This is a genomic window from Modestobacter marinus (assembly GCF_019799945.1).
Taxonomy (GTDB): Bacteria; Actinomycetota; Actinomycetes; order Mycobacteriales; family Geodermatophilaceae; genus Modestobacter; species Modestobacter marinus_B.
Genome location: NZ_JABGCH010000016.1, coordinates 59,247 through 73,492, shown reverse-complemented (window position 1 = coordinate 73,492; position 14,246 = coordinate 59,247). Strand labels below are relative to the sequence as shown.

The 14,246-nt window shown below is 74.7% G+C and carries 18 protein-coding genes; 14 read left to right on the top strand and 4 right to left on the bottom strand.

The window, feature by feature from the left end; all coding sequences use genetic code 11:
• Positions 1 to 12: 12 nt before the first annotated feature.
• Together HK417_RS26490 and HK417_RS14315 are read right to left on the bottom strand one after the other, a co-directional pair.
• Positions 13 to 2,265 carry a putative bifunctional diguanylate cyclase/phosphodiesterase gene (locus HK417_RS26490; protein ID WP_222267579.1) on the bottom strand — a complete coding sequence of 751 codons (2,253 nt, stop codon included), beginning with the start codon at positions 2,263 to 2,265 and terminating at the stop codon, positions 13 to 15.
• 78 nt (positions 2,266 to 2,343) lie between these two features.
• A complete protein-coding gene (locus HK417_RS14315) occupies positions 2,344 to 2,829 on the bottom strand; it encodes a DUF1707 SHOCT-like domain-containing protein (RefSeq protein WP_222267577.1) in 486 nt (161 codons plus the stop codon).
• 105 nt (positions 2,830 to 2,934) lie between these two features.
• Between HK417_RS14315 and HK417_RS14310 the strand changes: the two genes are divergently transcribed.
• The 10 genes from HK417_RS14310 (at position 2,935) to HK417_RS14265 (ending at position 11,055) form a co-directional block, all read left to right on the top strand.
• A complete protein-coding gene (locus tag HK417_RS14310; RefSeq protein ID WP_308123581.1) occupies positions 2,935 to 3,339 on the top strand; it encodes a YkvA family protein in 405 nt (134 codons plus the stop codon).
• 52 nt (positions 3,340 to 3,391) lie between these two features.
• Complete coding sequence (locus HK417_RS14305) at positions 3,392 to 4,057, top strand: prepilin peptidase (protein WP_308123580.1); 666 nt, start codon at positions 3,392 to 3,394, stop codon at positions 4,055 to 4,057.
• Between the two features lie 184 nt (positions 4,058 to 4,241).
• Positions 4,242 to 4,463 carry a Flp family type IVb pilin gene (locus HK417_RS14300; RefSeq protein ID WP_308123579.1) on the top strand — a complete coding sequence of 74 codons (222 nt, stop codon included), beginning with the start codon at positions 4,242 to 4,244 and terminating at the stop codon, positions 4,461 to 4,463.
• Between the two features lie 91 nt (positions 4,464 to 4,554).
• Complete coding sequence (locus HK417_RS14295; RefSeq protein WP_222267572.1) at positions 4,555 to 4,944, top strand: TadE/TadG family type IV pilus assembly protein; 390 nt, start codon at positions 4,555 to 4,557, stop codon at positions 4,942 to 4,944.
• The gene (locus tag HK417_RS14290; RefSeq protein WP_222267570.1) at positions 4,932 to 5,873 is read left to right on the top strand and encodes a pilus assembly protein TadG-related protein; all 942 of its coding nucleotides are present in this window, start codon (positions 4,932 to 4,934) and stop codon (positions 5,871 to 5,873) included. Before HK417_RS14295 ends, HK417_RS14290 begins: the two co-directional genes overlap by 13 nt.
• Positions 5,874 to 5,884: 11 nt before the next feature.
• Complete coding sequence (gene cpaB, locus HK417_RS14285; protein WP_222267568.1) at positions 5,885 to 6,631, top strand: Flp pilus assembly protein CpaB; 747 nt, start codon at positions 5,885 to 5,887, stop codon at positions 6,629 to 6,631.
• Positions 6,628 to 7,818 (top strand): AAA family ATPase, encoded by a 1,191-nt coding sequence (locus tag HK417_RS14280; protein WP_222267566.1) that lies wholly within the window; start codon positions 6,628 to 6,630, stop codon positions 7,816 to 7,818. The genes cpaB and HK417_RS14280 overlap by 4 nt, the downstream gene beginning before the upstream one ends.
• Entirely contained in the window at positions 7,818 to 9,224 is a 1,407-nt protein-coding gene (locus HK417_RS14275; RefSeq protein ID WP_222267564.1) for a CpaF family protein, read from the top strand. Before HK417_RS14280 ends, HK417_RS14275 begins: the two co-directional genes overlap by 1 nt.
• Positions 9,224 to 10,165 carry a type II secretion system F family protein gene (locus tag HK417_RS14270; RefSeq protein ID WP_222267562.1) on the top strand — a complete coding sequence of 314 codons (942 nt, stop codon included), beginning with the start codon at positions 9,224 to 9,226 and terminating at the stop codon, positions 10,163 to 10,165. The genes HK417_RS14275 and HK417_RS14270 overlap by 1 nt, the downstream gene beginning before the upstream one ends.
• Positions 10,165 to 11,055: a type II secretion system F family protein gene (locus HK417_RS14265; RefSeq protein ID WP_222267560.1), complete on the top strand. Its 891-nt coding sequence runs from the start codon at positions 10,165 to 10,167 to the stop codon at positions 11,053 to 11,055. The genes HK417_RS14270 and HK417_RS14265 overlap by 1 nt, the downstream gene beginning before the upstream one ends.
• Before the next feature lie 42 nt (positions 11,056 to 11,097).
• Here the strand turns inward: HK417_RS14265 and HK417_RS14260 are convergent, their stop codons facing one another.
• Positions 11,098 to 11,442 carry a hypothetical protein gene (locus HK417_RS14260; protein ID WP_222267559.1) on the bottom strand — a complete coding sequence of 115 codons (345 nt, stop codon included), beginning with the start codon at positions 11,440 to 11,442 and terminating at the stop codon, positions 11,098 to 11,100.
• 167 nt (positions 11,443 to 11,609) lie between these two features.
• Here HK417_RS14260 and HK417_RS14255 point away from each other — a divergent pair, with 167 nt between their 5' ends.
• From HK417_RS14255 to HK417_RS14240, 4 genes are all read left to right on the top strand, one after another.
• Positions 11,610 to 12,737, top strand: coding sequence for a baeRF2 domain-containing protein (locus HK417_RS14255; RefSeq protein ID WP_222267557.1), 1,128 nt, complete (start codon positions 11,610 to 11,612; stop codon positions 12,735 to 12,737).
• A gap of 31 nt (positions 12,738 to 12,768) precedes the next feature.
• On the top strand, positions 12,769 to 13,026 hold the full coding sequence (locus HK417_RS14250; RefSeq protein ID WP_222267555.1) for a DUF2795 domain-containing protein: 258 nt from the start codon (positions 12,769 to 12,771) through the stop codon (positions 13,024 to 13,026).
• 97 nt (positions 13,027 to 13,123) lie between these two features.
• Positions 13,124 to 13,345, top strand: a complete 222-nt coding sequence (locus tag HK417_RS14245) for a hypothetical protein (protein WP_261326704.1) — start codon at positions 13,124 to 13,126, stop codon at positions 13,343 to 13,345.
• Positions 13,346 to 13,358: 13 nt separating this feature from the next.
• The gene (locus HK417_RS14240; RefSeq protein WP_222267551.1) at positions 13,359 to 13,793 is read left to right on the top strand and encodes a ChaB family protein; all 435 of its coding nucleotides are present in this window, start codon (positions 13,359 to 13,361) and stop codon (positions 13,791 to 13,793) included.
• Positions 13,794 to 13,798: 5 nt separating this feature from the next.
• Here HK417_RS14240 and HK417_RS14235 read toward each other — a convergent pair whose 3' ends face one another.
• A complete protein-coding gene (locus HK417_RS14235) occupies positions 13,799 to 14,206 on the bottom strand; it encodes an ester cyclase (protein WP_222267548.1) in 408 nt (135 codons plus the stop codon).
• Positions 14,207 to 14,246 lie beyond the last annotated feature (40 nt).

The following is a 14,246-nucleotide window of genomic DNA, read 5'->3' as shown; positions in this document are numbered from 1 at the left end:
CCGGGTCGCGGGTCAGGCCCGCAGCAGCTGCTCCCGCACCGTCAGCCAGCTGACCAGGTCGGCGGCCGGCAGCGGCCGGGAGTGCAGGAAGCCCTGGCTCTCGTCGCAGGACAGCGCCTTCAGGTGCGCCAGCGTCGCCGGGTCCTCGACGCCCTCGGCGACCACCCGCAACCCGAGCTGGTGCGCCAGGTCGATGGTGCTGCTGACGATCGCCGCCGTCCGCAGGTCGGTGAGCAGGTCCGCGGTGAACGACCGGTCGAGCTTCAGCTCCGCGACCGGCAGCTGCCGCAGGTAGGTCAGCGAGGCGTAGCCGGTGCCGAAGTCGTCGATGCTCACGGTCGTGCCCAGTTCGGTCAGTGCGCGGACCACGGCGAGGCTGCGCTCCGGGTCGCTCATCAGCACCGTCTCGGTCACCTCGAGCACCAGCGCCGACGGCGGGACCCCGTGCGCCCGCAGCAGTCCGTGCACCCGCTCCGGGAGCGCGGTGTCCAGCAGGTTGCTGGCCGACAGGTTGACCGAGAGCCGCAGGTCCAGCCCGTCCCGGCGCCATTGGGCCGCCTGGGCGACCGCCTGCGACAGCACCACGTCGGTGACCGCGCCCATCAGCCCGTGCACCTCCGCCAGCGGCACGAACTCCGCCGGGCCCAGCAGCCCGCGGGTGGGGTGCTGCCACCGGACGAGGGCCTCCACGCCGACGGTGCGGCCGGTCCCGACGTCCACCTGCGGCTGGTGGTGCAGCACCAGCTGACCGGTCGCGATCGCGGTGCGCAGCTCCTCGACCAGCGCGAGGCGGCCGCTGTTGTCCGCATGCCGCGTGGCGTCGTGGACGACGGCGCCGCTGCCGGAGCGCTTCGCGTCGTACAGCGCGGTGTCCGCGTGGCGGAGCAGCTCCGTCGAGCACGACTCGGCGGCATGCCCGGCGCCGTCGTGCCGGGCGACGCCGACGCTGATCCGCACGTGCAGGGTCAGCCCGCCGACGTCGAACGGCTCGGCCATCCACTGGCACAGGTCGGCGCCCAGCCGAGCGGCGAGGGTGTAGGGCTGACCGGGGGACGCCGCCGGGACGACGATGGCGAACTCGTCGCCGCCCAGCCGGCCCACCACGGCATCGGGCCCGAGCATCGACTCTAGCCGGCGTCCGACCAGCTGCAGCAGGTCGTCGCCGGCTGCGTGCCCGAGGCCGTCGTTGACCTCCTTGAACTTGTCGAGGTCGAGCAGCGCGAACACGAACGGCTGGCGCCGGCCGCACAGCCGCCGGACCCGGCGCAGCACCGCCCGCCGGTTGGCCAGTCCGGTCAGGTCGTCGGTGAGCGCCTCCCGCCGGCTGACCGCGAGCTCGCTCAGGTCCTGGACGTTGAACAGCAGCCGCAGGCTCGCCGCGGCGGCCGCGATCCCGGCGCACCACGTGCCCGCGGCCGCGCTGGGCGCGCCGAGCGCGCCGAGGGTCAGCACCGCGGTGCACGCCATGACGACGACGAACGCGCCCACCGTGGTCGCCGTGGGATCCGTCGGCTGGGGCGTCACCTGGGCCGGGCGGAGGACGGCGGCCAGGCACGTGCACAGCACCGTGACCGCCGAGGCCGTCCAGCCCACGTGGGCGCCCGCGGTGCCCGCGGTCAGCGCCGCCGCGACGAGGTCACCGGCGAAGCAGCCCAGCAGCAGCCAGCTGCGGGGATCGCGGCGCAGCCCGACGATCGTGGTCACGGTCGCGGCCGTGCCCAGCACGACGAATGCCGTGCCCAGCTGGAGCAGCCGCGGCAGGTCCAGCCACACCGGGCCGGCCCCGGCGGCGCCGCCGGTGTACGCCAGCACGGTGTCGGTCACCGCGGCGACCGCGAGCACGGCGGCCAGGCCGTTGCCCGAGTCGTTCGGGTCGGCGATCTGGGTCCTGGTCCGGTTCCACAGGACCAGCGGTCCGTACACGGCGGGGAAGATCGCGATCGAGGCCCACACCAGGGGCGCCAGGACGAGGTCGCGGGCGGCTCCCGTGATGTGCAGCACCAGCCCGGTGACGGCGGCCCCGGCGTGCAGGGCGGCGGCCAGCTCCAGCCCGCGCCAGAGTCGACGCTCGGCGTCGACCCGCTGCGCGCGCCAGTGCACGACCCGCCACAGCGCGGCGAACAGCCCGAGGGTGAGCAGCAGGTGCCCGGCGTCCGACCCGGTGGTGACGCCCACGGCGGGCGTGGCAACGACGAGCACGGCGACGGCCGCCAGCGTGCGGCGGGGTGCACCGGGCAGCACCCGGGTGTCCGGACCAGTCGTCACGTCCGGGTCATCGGCGGCTACCGCGCCGCGGTGGAGCCCGACCTCCCGGGTTCACCCGATGGAGGGCGGTCGGGCCGGTCAGCGGCCGATGCCGCCGTGGTGGCCGGGGCCGCCGCCGGCGAACCCGTCGAAGGCGTCCGGTCCGCCGAGCCCGGCGAGCGTCAGACCGAGTGTGACGAGGAAGCCGATGAGCAGCACCGCGACGAGCGCGGCCACCAGCGCCTGCCGCGACCACAGCCCACCCGCCCGGACGGCCGACGCCGCCTGGCGCACCTGCGCCGCCAGCATCGAGCCCAGCTGCGGCCAGCCGGGCGGCGCCGCCCGCGGGAGAGCGGCGGCCGGTGGCAGGTCGGCGGTCAACCCCGGCAGCTCGTCCCGGAAGCGGGCGGCGAGGGCGGCCCCCATGCGCCCGCCGCCCTCGTCGGGCGTGAGCAGGCCACGGGCCACCGCGTCCTGCAGTGCCTCGACGCATGCGGCGCGCTCGGCGTCCGAGGAGCGGGCTCGTGGTGCGGCCGTCCCGGGTCCTGTCGCGTTCGCGGTGCCGGCATCGGGCTCCGTCGCCATCGAGTACCTCCTCCGTGCGGTGCTGCGCTGCCGGGAAGTGTGGCCCCTGGAGCTGTGCGGAGGCTGTCGGTTCGGCCCGCCGCACCGCCGGGGCAGGATGGGCCGGTGCGCACGTGGGCGATGGCCGTGGCGGTGGGGGCGGGCGTCGTCCTCCTGAGCTGGGCGCTGCTCGTGGTGCTGGCCCGGCGGCTGCCCCCCGGGCTGCCGCGGGAGCTGGCCCGCTTCCTACCCGCCTGCCTCACCACGGTGCGCCGGCTGCGGCGGCACCCCGCCGTCCCGCGCCGGGCCAAGGCGGCGCTGGCCGTCGCCGGGCTCTGGGTGCTCTCCCCGGTCGACCTGATCCCGGAGTTCCTGCCGGTGATCGGGCCCCTGGACGACGTCGTGGTGGTGGCGCTGGCACTGCGCTACGCCGCCCGCCGGGTGCCCCGGGACGTCCTCCTGGACGCCTGGCCGGGGGACCGTCGCCTCATCGAGCGGCTGCTCGGCCCCGCGCCCGCCTCGGCGGGGTGAGTCGCCGGCGCGGGAAGCGGACCGGCGGCCGCCCTCGTGGCAGGGTGCCGGGGTGCCCCTGCTCCTCCTGCCGGTCGCGGCAGCTCTCGGCCTGGGTGCCGGCGTGCTGGTCAACCGGGTCGCGGGGCGGTTCCCCTGGCCTGTCCCGGTGATGCCGCGCGAGCTCGTGGGGCCCGGCGCCGCCGCAGTGCGACCACCCGTGGTGGAGCTCGCGACGGCCGCCGCCTTCCTGCTGGTGGCCCTGCGCTTCGGTGCGTCCGCGGAGGTGCCGGCGTTCCTGGTGCTCGCCACGGCAGCCGTCCTGCTCGCCGTTGTCGACGCCCGTCATCGGCTGCTGCCCGACCGGGTGGTGCTGCCCACCCTGGCGGCCGGGACGGTCCTCCTCGCCTGCGCCGCCGCGGCGACCGGGGACTGGCCGGCACTCCTCCGCGCGCTGCTGGGCGCCGCCGCGATGTTCGCCGGCTTCCTGGTGCTCGCGGTGCTCTCGCCGAGCGGGCTGGGCATGGGCGACGTCAAGCTGGCGGCGGTCCTGGGCCTGTACCTGGGGTGGCTCGGCTGGACCCCCCTGCTCACCGGTGCGCTGGCCGCCTTCGCCGTGCAGGCGGTTGCCGTGCTGGTCCTCCTGGCGGCCGGGCGCGTGCGCCGGGACGGCGACCTGCCGTTCGGTCCGGCGATGCTGGCCGGCGCCGCCCTGGGGATGGCGCTGCCCCTCTCCTGAGCGCACGGATCTCGTCACAGAGCGTGGTGCTTTTGATGCAGTCAGTACCCGGATGGGGTAACCACGCGGCACGTACGGGTGGAGTCGCTCAGGTCGGCCGCTGGTCCGCCCGATGGTCCCGGTGCAGCCGCACGACCGGGTCACCCGACCCGAGTCAGACGGCGAACACCCTCGGGAGTCAGACGTGATCCAGCTCTACACCAGCCTGTACACCCTCGCCGCCTTCACCGCCGACCGCGTCAAGCGGGAGCAGAAGGGCGCGACCGCGGTCGAGTACGGCCTGATGGTCGGCCTGATCGCCGTCGCCATCATCGTCACCGTCGGCCTGCTCGGCGGACGCCTCGACACCCTGTTCCGCAATGTCCTGAACGCGCTGCCCGGCGGCGCTGCCCCCGCGGCCGGCTGACCGGCGCACCTGAAGTCCAGTCGCGGCTGCCCGGCGCGGCGGTCCCCCCGCGGGACCGCCGCGCCGCTGCACGAGGGGAAGGGGAGGGCAGATGGCACCACAGCTGGGCGGCGAGCGCGGAGCGAGCGCGGTCGAGTTCGCGTTGATCGTGCCGCTGCTCGTCGTGCTCGTGCTCGGCATCGCCGAGTTCGGCCACGCCTTCCAGGTGCAGGGCACCCTGTCGGCCGCCGCCCGCGAGGGCGTGCGCGTCATGGCCCTGCAGAACGACCCGGCCGCCGCGCGCGCCGCGGTGCAGAACGCCACGTCGACGCTCCGGCCGGCCGTCACGAACGCCCAGGTCCTCATCCCGGTGACCTGCCCGGCCACCGGTGGCCCCACCGACGTCCGGGTGACCATCAGCTACCGGATGCCCTACCTGACCGGCTTCTTCGGCTCAGGTGTCCAACTCAGCGGAACGGGGGTCATGCGGTGCAACGGCTGATCCGTCGGGTCCGCGGCGAGCGCGGCGCGGCCGCGGTCGTGCTGTCCCTGCTCATGGTGCCGATGCTCGGTTTCGCCGCCGTCGCCGTCGACGTCGGCGCGCTGTACGCCGAGCGGGCGCGGCTGCAGGTCGCCGCCGACGCCGCGGCCCTGGCCGTGGCGCAGGACTGCGCACGCGGGGCATGCGGGGACATGGTCGCCACCGCCTCGGCGATGGTCGCGGCCAACGCCGGGGACGCCAGCGCCGCCCCGCCGGTGCTCCAGACCGGCCCGCTGAGGGTCACGGTGGACGGCAGCACGCCGGTGCAGCACTTCTTCGCCCCAGTCCTCGGGTACGACTCCACCGCGGTGTCGGCCTCGGCGACGGTGGCCTGGGGCGCTCCCGGCGCCGGCACGGCGGTCCTCCCGCTGACCTTCTCCTACTGCTCCTTCTCCCAGCAGGTCGGCGGGCTGTCCGGCACCACGCCGAGCACGGTGCTGTTCACCAAGACGGACGGCACCGGCTGCACCGGCCCTTCCGGCAACGCCGTCCCCGGCGGCTTCGCCTACCTCGACACCGACCCGGGCAGGTGCCAGGCGACCAGCGCGCGCAACCAGCGCTCGCCGTCGTCAACGGGCAACTCCGTCCCCTCGCCGTGCTCCGGGGCCGACTTCTCGGCCTGGCTCGGGAAGGTCGTGCTGCTGCCGCTGTACGACGACGCCGGCCAGACCGGGAACAACGCCTGGTACCACGTCTACGGGTACGCGGCGTTCAAGCTCACCGGCTACTACCTCGGCAGCAGCCAGTACCGCACCAGCCCCCAGCCGTGCACGGGCAACGCCCGCTGCGTCGCCGGCCACTTCGTGCGCTACGTCGACCTCTCCGACAGGTTCACCTACACCTCCGACGGCCCCGACACCGGGGCCTCGATCCTCCGACTGATCCGATAGGGGCTGCGACCGTGAGACGTCGACTCCTCGCCGCCGTGGCGGCGCTGGTCCTGGCCCTGGTGGGTGGGGTGGTCCTGGTGGCCTACGCCCGCGGGGCCGACGCGCGGGCCATGGCCGGCATGGACACCGTGCAGGTGCTCGTGGTCGACCAGCCCGTGGCCGCGGGCACCCGGGCGGAGGACCTGGCCCCCCTGGTGCGCACCGAGCAGCTGCCGGCCAGGGCCGCCGTGGCCGGCCGGGTCACCGACCTCGCCGCGGTCGCGGGGGAGGTGGTGACGGTCGACCTGAAGCCCGGTGAGCAGCTGCTGGACAGCCGCTTCGCCGCCCCGCAGAGCCTGCAGACGCCCGGCACGGTCGCCGTCCCCGCGGGGGCCGAGGAGGTCAGCGTGCTGCTGGAACCGCAGCGGGCGGTCGGCGGGCGGCTCGTCGCCGGCGACCGGGTCGGCGTGTTCGTCTCCCTCGAGGAGGCAGCGACGACCCACGCCGTGCTGCACCAGGTGCTCGTCACCCAGGTGCAGGGCGCACCGGTGCCGGCCGACAGCGCGTCGGAGACCGGTACCGACACCGCCTCGGCCGGCACGGCCGCGCCCAGCGCCAGCCTCCTGGTCACCCTCGCGCTCACCGCCGAGCAGGCCGAGGGCGTCGTGTTCGGCGCCGAGCACGGCACGGTCTGGCTCTCGCTGGAGCCGGAGACGGCCGACCTCGACGGCACCGAGGTCATCACCCCGGACAACGTGTACGGAAAGGACTTCTCATGAGTCGCGTGGTCCTGGCTGCTGCGGACGACGACCTCCGCCAGCGGGTGCACACCGCCGCCGACGGCGACGTGCACGTGCTGCCCGCCGGCCGGCTGCCCGGTGACCCGGCGCGCCTGTTCGAGCAGCTCCTGGACGGCGAGCTGCCCGAGGTCCTGGTGATCGGGCCCGACGCCCCGGCAGAGCAGGTGCTGACCCTGGCCGCCCGGCTGGACGTCCAGTGCCCCGGCATCAGCGTCCTGCTGGTCGCCCGGCCCGAGCCCCAGCTCCTGCACGCGGCCATGCGCGCGGGCATCCGGGACCTCCTGGACCCCGCCTCGGACGCGGTCGAGATCCGGGCCGCCCTCGACCGCGCCGCCTCGGCCGCCGCGGGCCGCCGGCGGGTCCTGCGCCCGGTGGAGGACACCGCCCGCTACACCGGCCGGGTCATCACCGTGGCCTCGCCCAAGGGCGGGGTCGGCAAGACCACGGTCGCCACCAACCTGGCCATCGGGCTGACGTCCTCGGCACCGCAGTCCACCGTGCTCGTCGACCTCGACGTGCAGTTCGGCGACGTCGCGTCCGCGCTCGGCCTGGTGCCGGAGTACACGCTGCCCGACGCCGTCCGCGGGCCGGCCAGCCAGGACACCATGGTGCTGAAGACGTTCCTGACCCAGCACCCCAGCGGCCTGTACGCCGTCTGCGGCTCGGAGTCGCCGGCCGCCGGCGACACCGTGACGGGCGAGGACGTCAGCCGGCTGCTCGCCCTGCTGGCGCGCGAGTTCCGCTACGTCGTCGTCGACACCGCGCCCGGGCTCTCCGAGCAGACCCTCGCCGCCCTCGACCGGGCCAGCGACGTCGTGATGCTCAGCAGCATGGACGTCCCCGGCGTCCGCGGGCTGCGCAAGGAGCTGGACGTGCTGCGCGAGCTGTGCATGATCCCCGCGGGCCGGCACGTGGTCATGAACTTCGCCGACCCCAAGGGCGGCCTGTCGGTGCGCGACGTCGAGACGACGATCGGCACGGGTGTGGACGTCGTCCTGCCCCGCTCGACGGCAGTCCCGGCGTCGACCAACCAGGGTGTCCCGCTGCTGGAGAGCGGCCGCCGGGACCCGATGACCAAGGAGCTGCGCCGGCTGGTCGCCCGCTTCGCCGCCACGCCGCTGGTCAGCCCCAAGCGCCAGCGCGCCAGGCACCGGGCGGCCTCCTGATGAACCTCGCGCACCGACTCGAGGTGGCCCGCGGGCTGCCGCCGGTACCGCCGGTGAGCGTCCCGGTGCCGGTGGCACCCGGGCCTCCCACTCCCGTCGGCCCACCGCCGCCCGATGCGCTGGCCAAGCTCAAGGACCGCGTCGGCAAGGCGCTGTTCGAGCGCATGGGCAGCCGGATGAACGACCCCAGCCTCAGCGAGGAGGCGCTGCGGGCGATCGTCCTCGGCGAGCTCGACGAGGTCGTCGAGGCCGAGAAGGTCCCGCTGAGCTCCGAGGAGCGGCAGCGGCTGACCGCCGAGCTGGCCGACGACGTCCTCGGTTTCGGTCCGCTGCAGCGGCTGCTGGACGACCCGACGGTCACCGAGATCATGGCCAACGGACCGGACGCCATCTACGTGGAGCAGCTCGGCAAGCTGACCCGCACCGCCTCCCGGTTCACCTCCGAGGAGCACCTGCGCCGGGTCATCGACCGGATCGTCTCCCGGGTCGGCCGCCGCATCGACGAGTCCTCCCCGCTGGTCGACGCACGACTGGCCGACGGCTCCCGGGTCAACGCGATCATCCCGCCGCTGGCCTTCAGCGGCTCCACGCTCACGATCCGCAAGTTCGCCAAGGACCCGTTCGGCGTCGAGGACCTGATCGGGTTCGGCACGCTGTCGCCGGAGATGGCCGAGCTGCTGCACGCCTGCGTCGAGGCCCGGCTCAACGTCATCGTGTCCGGCGGCACCGGCACCGGGAAGACCACGCTGCTCAACGTGCTGTCCTCCTTCATCCCCGAGGGCGAGCGGATCGTCACCATCGAGGACGCCGTCGAGCTCCAGCTCCAGCAGGAGCACGTGGTCCGGCTGGAGTCCCGGCCGCCCAACATCGAAGGCAAGGGCGCGGTCACCATCCGCGACCTGGTGCGCAACTCGCTGCGCATGCGGCCGGACCGGATCGTGGTCGGCGAGTGCCGCGGCGGCGAGAGCCTCGACATGCTGCAGGCGATGAACACCGGTCACGACGGGTCGCTGTCCACCGTGCACGCGAACTCGCCGCGGGATGCGATCGCCCGGCTGGAGACGCTGGTCCTGATGGCCGGCATGGACCTGCCGCTGCGCGCCATCCGCGAGCAGATCGCCTCCGCCGTGGACGTGATCGTCCAGCTGACCCGGCTGCGCGACGGCACCCGGCGGGTCACCCACGTCACCGAGGTGCAGGGCATGGAGGGGGAGACGGTGACCTTGCAGGACGCCTTCCTCTTCGACTACTCCGCCGGCGTGGACGCCTCCGGCCGTTTCCTGGGCAAGCCGGTGCCCACCGGCGTCCGGCCCCGGTTCACCGACCGGTTCGCCGAGCTGGGCATCGCCCTCTCGCCGCGGGTGTTCGGCGCCGCGGAGCCGCCCCGGGCGCGGAGCTGGTCCTGATGTCCCCGGTCCTGCTCGTCCTGGGCCTGGCCGCCGCGACGGCTGCGCTGCTGCTCCTCGCGCTCGCCGTGCTGCCGGCCGGTCCGTCCCGAGTGCCGATGAGCCGGCTGGACCCCTCGGTCGCGCCGCCGGCGTCCGCGCTGGCCGGGGCGGGCGCGACGGCCGGGGCGGCGGTCGAGCGGCTGCTGGTCAAGCGGGGCAGGGTCGCGGCGGGAACCGCGGCGCTGGACCGTGCCGGGATCTCCACGAGCCTCTCGGACTTCGTGCTGCTCACCGGCCTGGCCACGCTGGGACTGGCCGCGCTCGGCGTCCTGCTGGGCGGCCTGCTCCTGGCCCTGCTGCTCGGCCTCGTCGCGCCGATCGGCGCCCGGCTCCTGATCCGGGTCCGGAGCGCGCGGCGCCAGGCCGCCTTCGCCGACCAGCTCGACGACTCCCTGCAGCTGATGGCCAGCAGCCTGCGGGCCGGTCACAGCCTGCTGCGCGCGCTGGACTCGGTGTCCCAGGAGGCGGCGTCCCCCACGGCCGAGGAGTTCACCCGGATCGTCAACGAGACCCGGGTCGGCCGTGACCTCGCCGACGCGCTGGACGAGGTGGCCGCCCGGATGGGCAGCGACGACTTCACCTGGGTGGCCCAGGCCATCGCCATCCACCGCGAGGTCGGCGGCAACCTCGCCGAGGTCCTCGACACGGTCGGCCACACGATCCGGGAGCGCAACGCCATCCGCCGCCAGGTCAAGGCCCTGTCGGCGGAGGGGAAGCTGTCGGCGGTGGTGCTGATGTCGCTGCCGTTCGGGGTGCTCGGTTTCCTCTCGGTGGCCAACCCCGCCTACCTCGGGAAGTTCACCCAGAGCCCGGCCGGCTGGGCGATGCTGGCGGCCGTCGCGGTGATGCTCACCGTCGGCGGGCTGTGGCTGAAGAAGACCGTGGCGATCCGGTTCTGATGAGCCTTCCGCCGCTCGTGCTCGCGGCCGCCGCCGCCGTCGCCCTCGCCGTCCCCCTGCTGGGCTGGGCGGTGCTCGCCCGACCCGACCCCGTCGCCCGGCAGAGCCGGGACAACCTCGTCCGCGGGATCCACCTCGCCGCCGCCGGCGGGGAGCGGCGGACCCGGCCCGGCGCAGCGGCCCGCCTGGTGCGGGCGCTCACCCCGCGCGGCACCGTCGCGCGACTGAACCGGCTGGCGGGCACCGCCGGCCGGCCGGCCGCCTGGCCGGTGCCGAGGCTGGTCGCCGCGAAGCTGGTGCTGGCCGCGGTCGCCGGCGGGCTCACCCTGCTGGTGTTCCTGGCCGATCCCCGCCCGGGCATGGCGCTGCTCGGGGTCGTCGTCACCACCGTGGCCTACGTCGTCCCCGAGCTGCTGCTCTACAGCCGCGGCCAGGAGCGCCGGCAGGCCATCGGTCTCGAGCTCGCCGACACGCTGGACCAGATGACCATCGCCGTCGAGGCCGGCCTCGGCTTCGAGTCCGCCATGGCCCGCGCCGCGGCCAACGGCAAGGGACCACTGGCCGAGGAGCTGACCCGGACCCTGCAGGACATCGCGGTCGGGCAGCCGCGCCGCGACGCCTACCTCGCCCTCGCCGAGCGCACCGCCGTCCCGGACCTGGCGCGGTTCATCCGGGCCGTGGTCCAGGCCGACGCCTACGGGGTGTCGATCGCCGACGTGCTGCGCACGCAGGCCCAGGAGATGCGGCTCAAGCGCCGTCAGCGGGCGGAGGAGAAGGCGATGCAGATCCCGGTGAAGGTGATCTTCCCGCTCATCCTGTGCATCCTCCCCACCCTGTTCATCGTGCTGCTCGGGCCCGCCGCCCTCGACATGGCGAAGGCCTTCGGCTGACGCCTGGGGCAGAAGTGGCCACTTCTGCCCCAGGGTGTTGGGTCAGCCGGTGGAGCGCGGCTGGGCCGGGTTGGTCGGGTCGCCGTGTGACGGCGGGTTCACCGGCGGCCCGGAGGTCGCTTCCGAGACCTGCGAACCGCCGGACGCGGACGCGGCGTGCTCGGGCTGCGCGGCGGCCGGGTCGCCGCCGGACGGCTGGGCACCCGACTGCAGCGAACCCAGCCGGTGGTTCATCGCCTGGACCACCTGCACCCGGTTGGCGTGCGCCTGCTCGTAGCCGAGCACCTGCTGGAGCTGCTCGGCGTCGAGGGTGCGGATGCGGGTGAGCAGGCTGCCGACGGGCAGGTGGTCGTAGTCGGGCAACGGGAGGTCGGTGCGTTCGGTCATCCCGGCTCCTTCGTGCGTCGCGGGAACGGGGTCGGCAGACCGCCTACCCGGCGTCGGTGAGCTGACACACCGGGTGTGAGGTGGGAGGCGATGGGTAGGCCGCTGCGCACAGCGAGCGGGCCCTGGCCGACGGTCCGCCCACCACACGCAGAGGAGCTGCCCGTCCCATGGACGTGACCTTCCTGGCCTCGGTGACCGACTCCGCCGGCCCGTGCGCCACGGTGTGTGCCGACGTCACGCACACCACCGAGAGCGCCGCCACCGAGCTCGACCTCCGCGTCCGGGCCCTCGCCGACCGGCTCACCGAGCAGGGCGCGCCCGAGGCCGTGGTCGAGGCGGTCCGCGGTCGGCTGCTGGAGGGGAACGACGGCGGCGAGGCCGGCACCTACCGGGGTCGCGCCGTCGTCGCCGGCCCGGACGGCACCGTGCTCTTCGACGCCCCGCTGGCCGACGCGCCGCGGACCGAGACGGCGGAGTGGGCGCCGCTGCCGGACCTCGTCGCGGTGCTCCGCGCGCTGCCCGGCCGGATCCCGCACATCGTGGTCGTCGCCGACCGGGTGGGCGCGGACATCACCGTCGCCACCGCCCCCGGGCTGCCCAGCATCGAGAAGACGATCGAGGGCGAGACCCACCTGATCCGGAAGGTCCAGGTCGGCGGCTGGGCGCACCACCGGTACCAGCACACCGCGGAGAACGTCTGGATCTCCAACGTCCAGCAGGTCATCGACGAGATCGACACCCTCGTCGAGCAGTCCGGTGCCCGGTTCGTCCTGCTCGCCGGCGACGTCCGGGCCCGGCAGATCTTCACCGACCGCGCCACCCCGAAGATCCGGGCCGTGCTGGTCGAGACCGAGGAGGGCGGTCGCGCGGAGGGCGCCGACCGGTCGGGCATCGACCGCCGCGTCGAGGAACTCGTCGCCGAGAACGAGGCCGCCGAGGTCGCCACGGTGCTCGAGCAGGTCGAGGCCGCCTCCGCGCACGGGCTCGCGCTGACCGGGACGGCGCCGGTCGTCGAGGCGCTGCGCAAGGCCCAGGTGGAGACCCTCGTGCTCGCCGAGGAGCCGGCGGACGGGCAGCTGTACATCGGCTCCGGCCCGCTGGAGATCGGCGCGAGCCAGGAGGACATGGCCGCGCTCGGTGTCACCGACGCCGCGCAGGTGCCGGCCGAGCGGGCGCTGCTGCGCGCCGCCGTCGGCAGCAACGCAGGGGTCGTCGTCGTCCCGCGGTCGGCCCTGCCGGACGGGACCCCGGTGGCCGCCGTCCTCCGCTACACCGACGACTCCACCCCCGGCTGACTCCGACCGTTCGATGAGAGGACCGCACCCCATGACCGATCCGCACCAGCCCGCCACCCCGTCCGGCACCGACCCGGCCGACGTCGAGCGCCGTTCCGCGATCGCTGCGGCGCTGGGCAAGGAGGTCTGGCCGGCCGACCGGGACACCCTGGTCGGCAAGGCGCAGGAGTCGAACGCCCCGGACGGCGTCCTGTCGGCGCTGCGCCGGCTCCCCGCCGACCGGCAGTTCACCAACGTCCAGGAGGTCGCCGAGGCACTGGGCCTCGGCACCGAGCAGCAGCGCTTCTGAGAAAGGACCCCTCTGCCCCCCACCGCTCGCGAGCTCGCGGCGGGCCCCTGCAGAGGGGCCGTCAACACCAGTGCGAAAGGACCTGACCGTGCCTGACATGAAGGAGCCGTCCGCCGAGGCGCACGCGAACGTGACCGAGCACAACGTCGAGACCCGGGCGCAGCTGCTGCCCGAGGAGCGTGCGGTCGGGGAGAGCGCCGACCCGCAGAAGCAGGCGGAGCTGATCCTCGCCGAGTCCGAGGAACGGACCATCCACCCCGACCCCGACGACGCCCAGGGTGGGCACCGGCAGTCCGCGGACACCGCGGACCTGCCCTGACGAGGAGGGACCGATGCCGAAGACGACCAGGAGCGGGGACGCGCGGCAGGACGAGATCCCCAGCACCCTGCAGCGGTCCGACGAGAAGGCGCAGCGCACCTTCGCCAAGGCGCACGACGCCGCCGCCGAGCAGTACGGCGACGAGCAGCGGGCCAACCAGGTCGCCTGGGCGGCGGTCAAGCACACCCACGAGAAGGTGGGCGACCACTGGCAGCCGAAGGAGGGTGGCAGGAAGGGCCCCAGCGACCCGCAGGCCGAGGGCGGCCGGGACACGGACCGGGAGACCAAGGGCGGCGTCGACGCCAACGCCACCAAGGAGCACCTGATGGAGGTCGCCCGGGAGCTCGACGTCCCCGGTCGCTCCGGCATGACCAAGGACGAGCTGGTCGACGCCATCCAGAAGGCGAACGACAAGGCGACCGCGAGGGCGCGCGGCGACCGGTCCTGACCCGGTCAGCTGAGCTGTTGCTGCACCTGCAGGTCGTTGCCGTACCCCCAGCGCTCGACCACGCGGCCGCCCTCGATCCGGACGATGTCGATGCCGGCGAACCGGATCTCCCGGTGGGTGGCCGGGATGCCGAGCTGGTCGCCCTCGTGTGTGCCCGTCGCGTGCCAGCGCAGTACGGCCCGGTCCGCGCAGACCAGCACGTCGTCGTCCGTCAGCCGCAGGTCGGGGAACACGGCGTGGTACAGCTCCAGCACCTGCCGGAGACCCTCCCGGCCCGGCTGCTGGCCGGGCTGCGGGTCGTGGTCCACGACCTCGGGAGCGAGGACCCGGTCGACCAGGTCCCGGGGGGCGTCGGCGTCCCACAGGCGGCCGTAGTCGCGCACGAGCTGGGTCACGTCGTCGATGGTGGTCACGATGCCTCCCGTGTCGGATCGCGGCGATCGTGCGAGCCGA

Bases quoted from the DNA above. Each gene is read 5' to 3' on its own strand.
- HK417_RS14250 (WP_222267555.1), top strand. From the start codon at position 12,769: ATGACCGATCCGCACCAGCCCGCCACCCCGTCCGGCACCGACCCGGCC.
- HK417_RS14295 (WP_222267572.1), top strand. From the start codon at position 4,555: ATGGCACCACAGCTGGGCGGCGAGCGCGGAGCGAGCGCGGTCGAGTTC.
- HK417_RS14280 (WP_222267566.1), top strand. From the start codon at position 6,628: ATGAGTCGCGTGGTCCTGGCTGCTGCGGACGACGACCTCCGCCAGCGG.
- HK417_RS14265 (WP_222267560.1), top strand. From the start codon at position 10,165: ATGAGCCTTCCGCCGCTCGTGCTCGCGGCCGCCGCCGCCGTCGCCCTC.
- HK417_RS14255 (WP_222267557.1), top strand. From the start codon at position 11,610: ATGGACGTGACCTTCCTGGCCTCGGTGACCGACTCCGCCGGCCCGTGC.
- HK417_RS14315 (WP_222267577.1), bottom strand. From the start codon at position 2,829: ATGGCGACGGAGCCCGATGCCGGCACCGCGAACGCGACAGGACCCGGG.
- HK417_RS14245 (WP_261326704.1), top strand. From the start codon at position 13,124: ATGAAGGAGCCGTCCGCCGAGGCGCACGCGAACGTGACCGAGCACAAC.
- HK417_RS14240 (WP_222267551.1), top strand. From the start codon at position 13,359: ATGCCGAAGACGACCAGGAGCGGGGACGCGCGGCAGGACGAGATCCCC.
- HK417_RS14270 (WP_222267562.1), top strand. From the start codon at position 9,224: ATGTCCCCGGTCCTGCTCGTCCTGGGCCTGGCCGCCGCGACGGCTGCG.
- HK417_RS14260 (WP_222267559.1), bottom strand. From the start codon at position 11,442: ATGACCGAACGCACCGACCTCCCGTTGCCCGACTACGACCACCTGCCC.
- HK417_RS14275 (WP_222267564.1), top strand. From the start codon at position 7,818: ATGAACCTCGCGCACCGACTCGAGGTGGCCCGCGGGCTGCCGCCGGTA.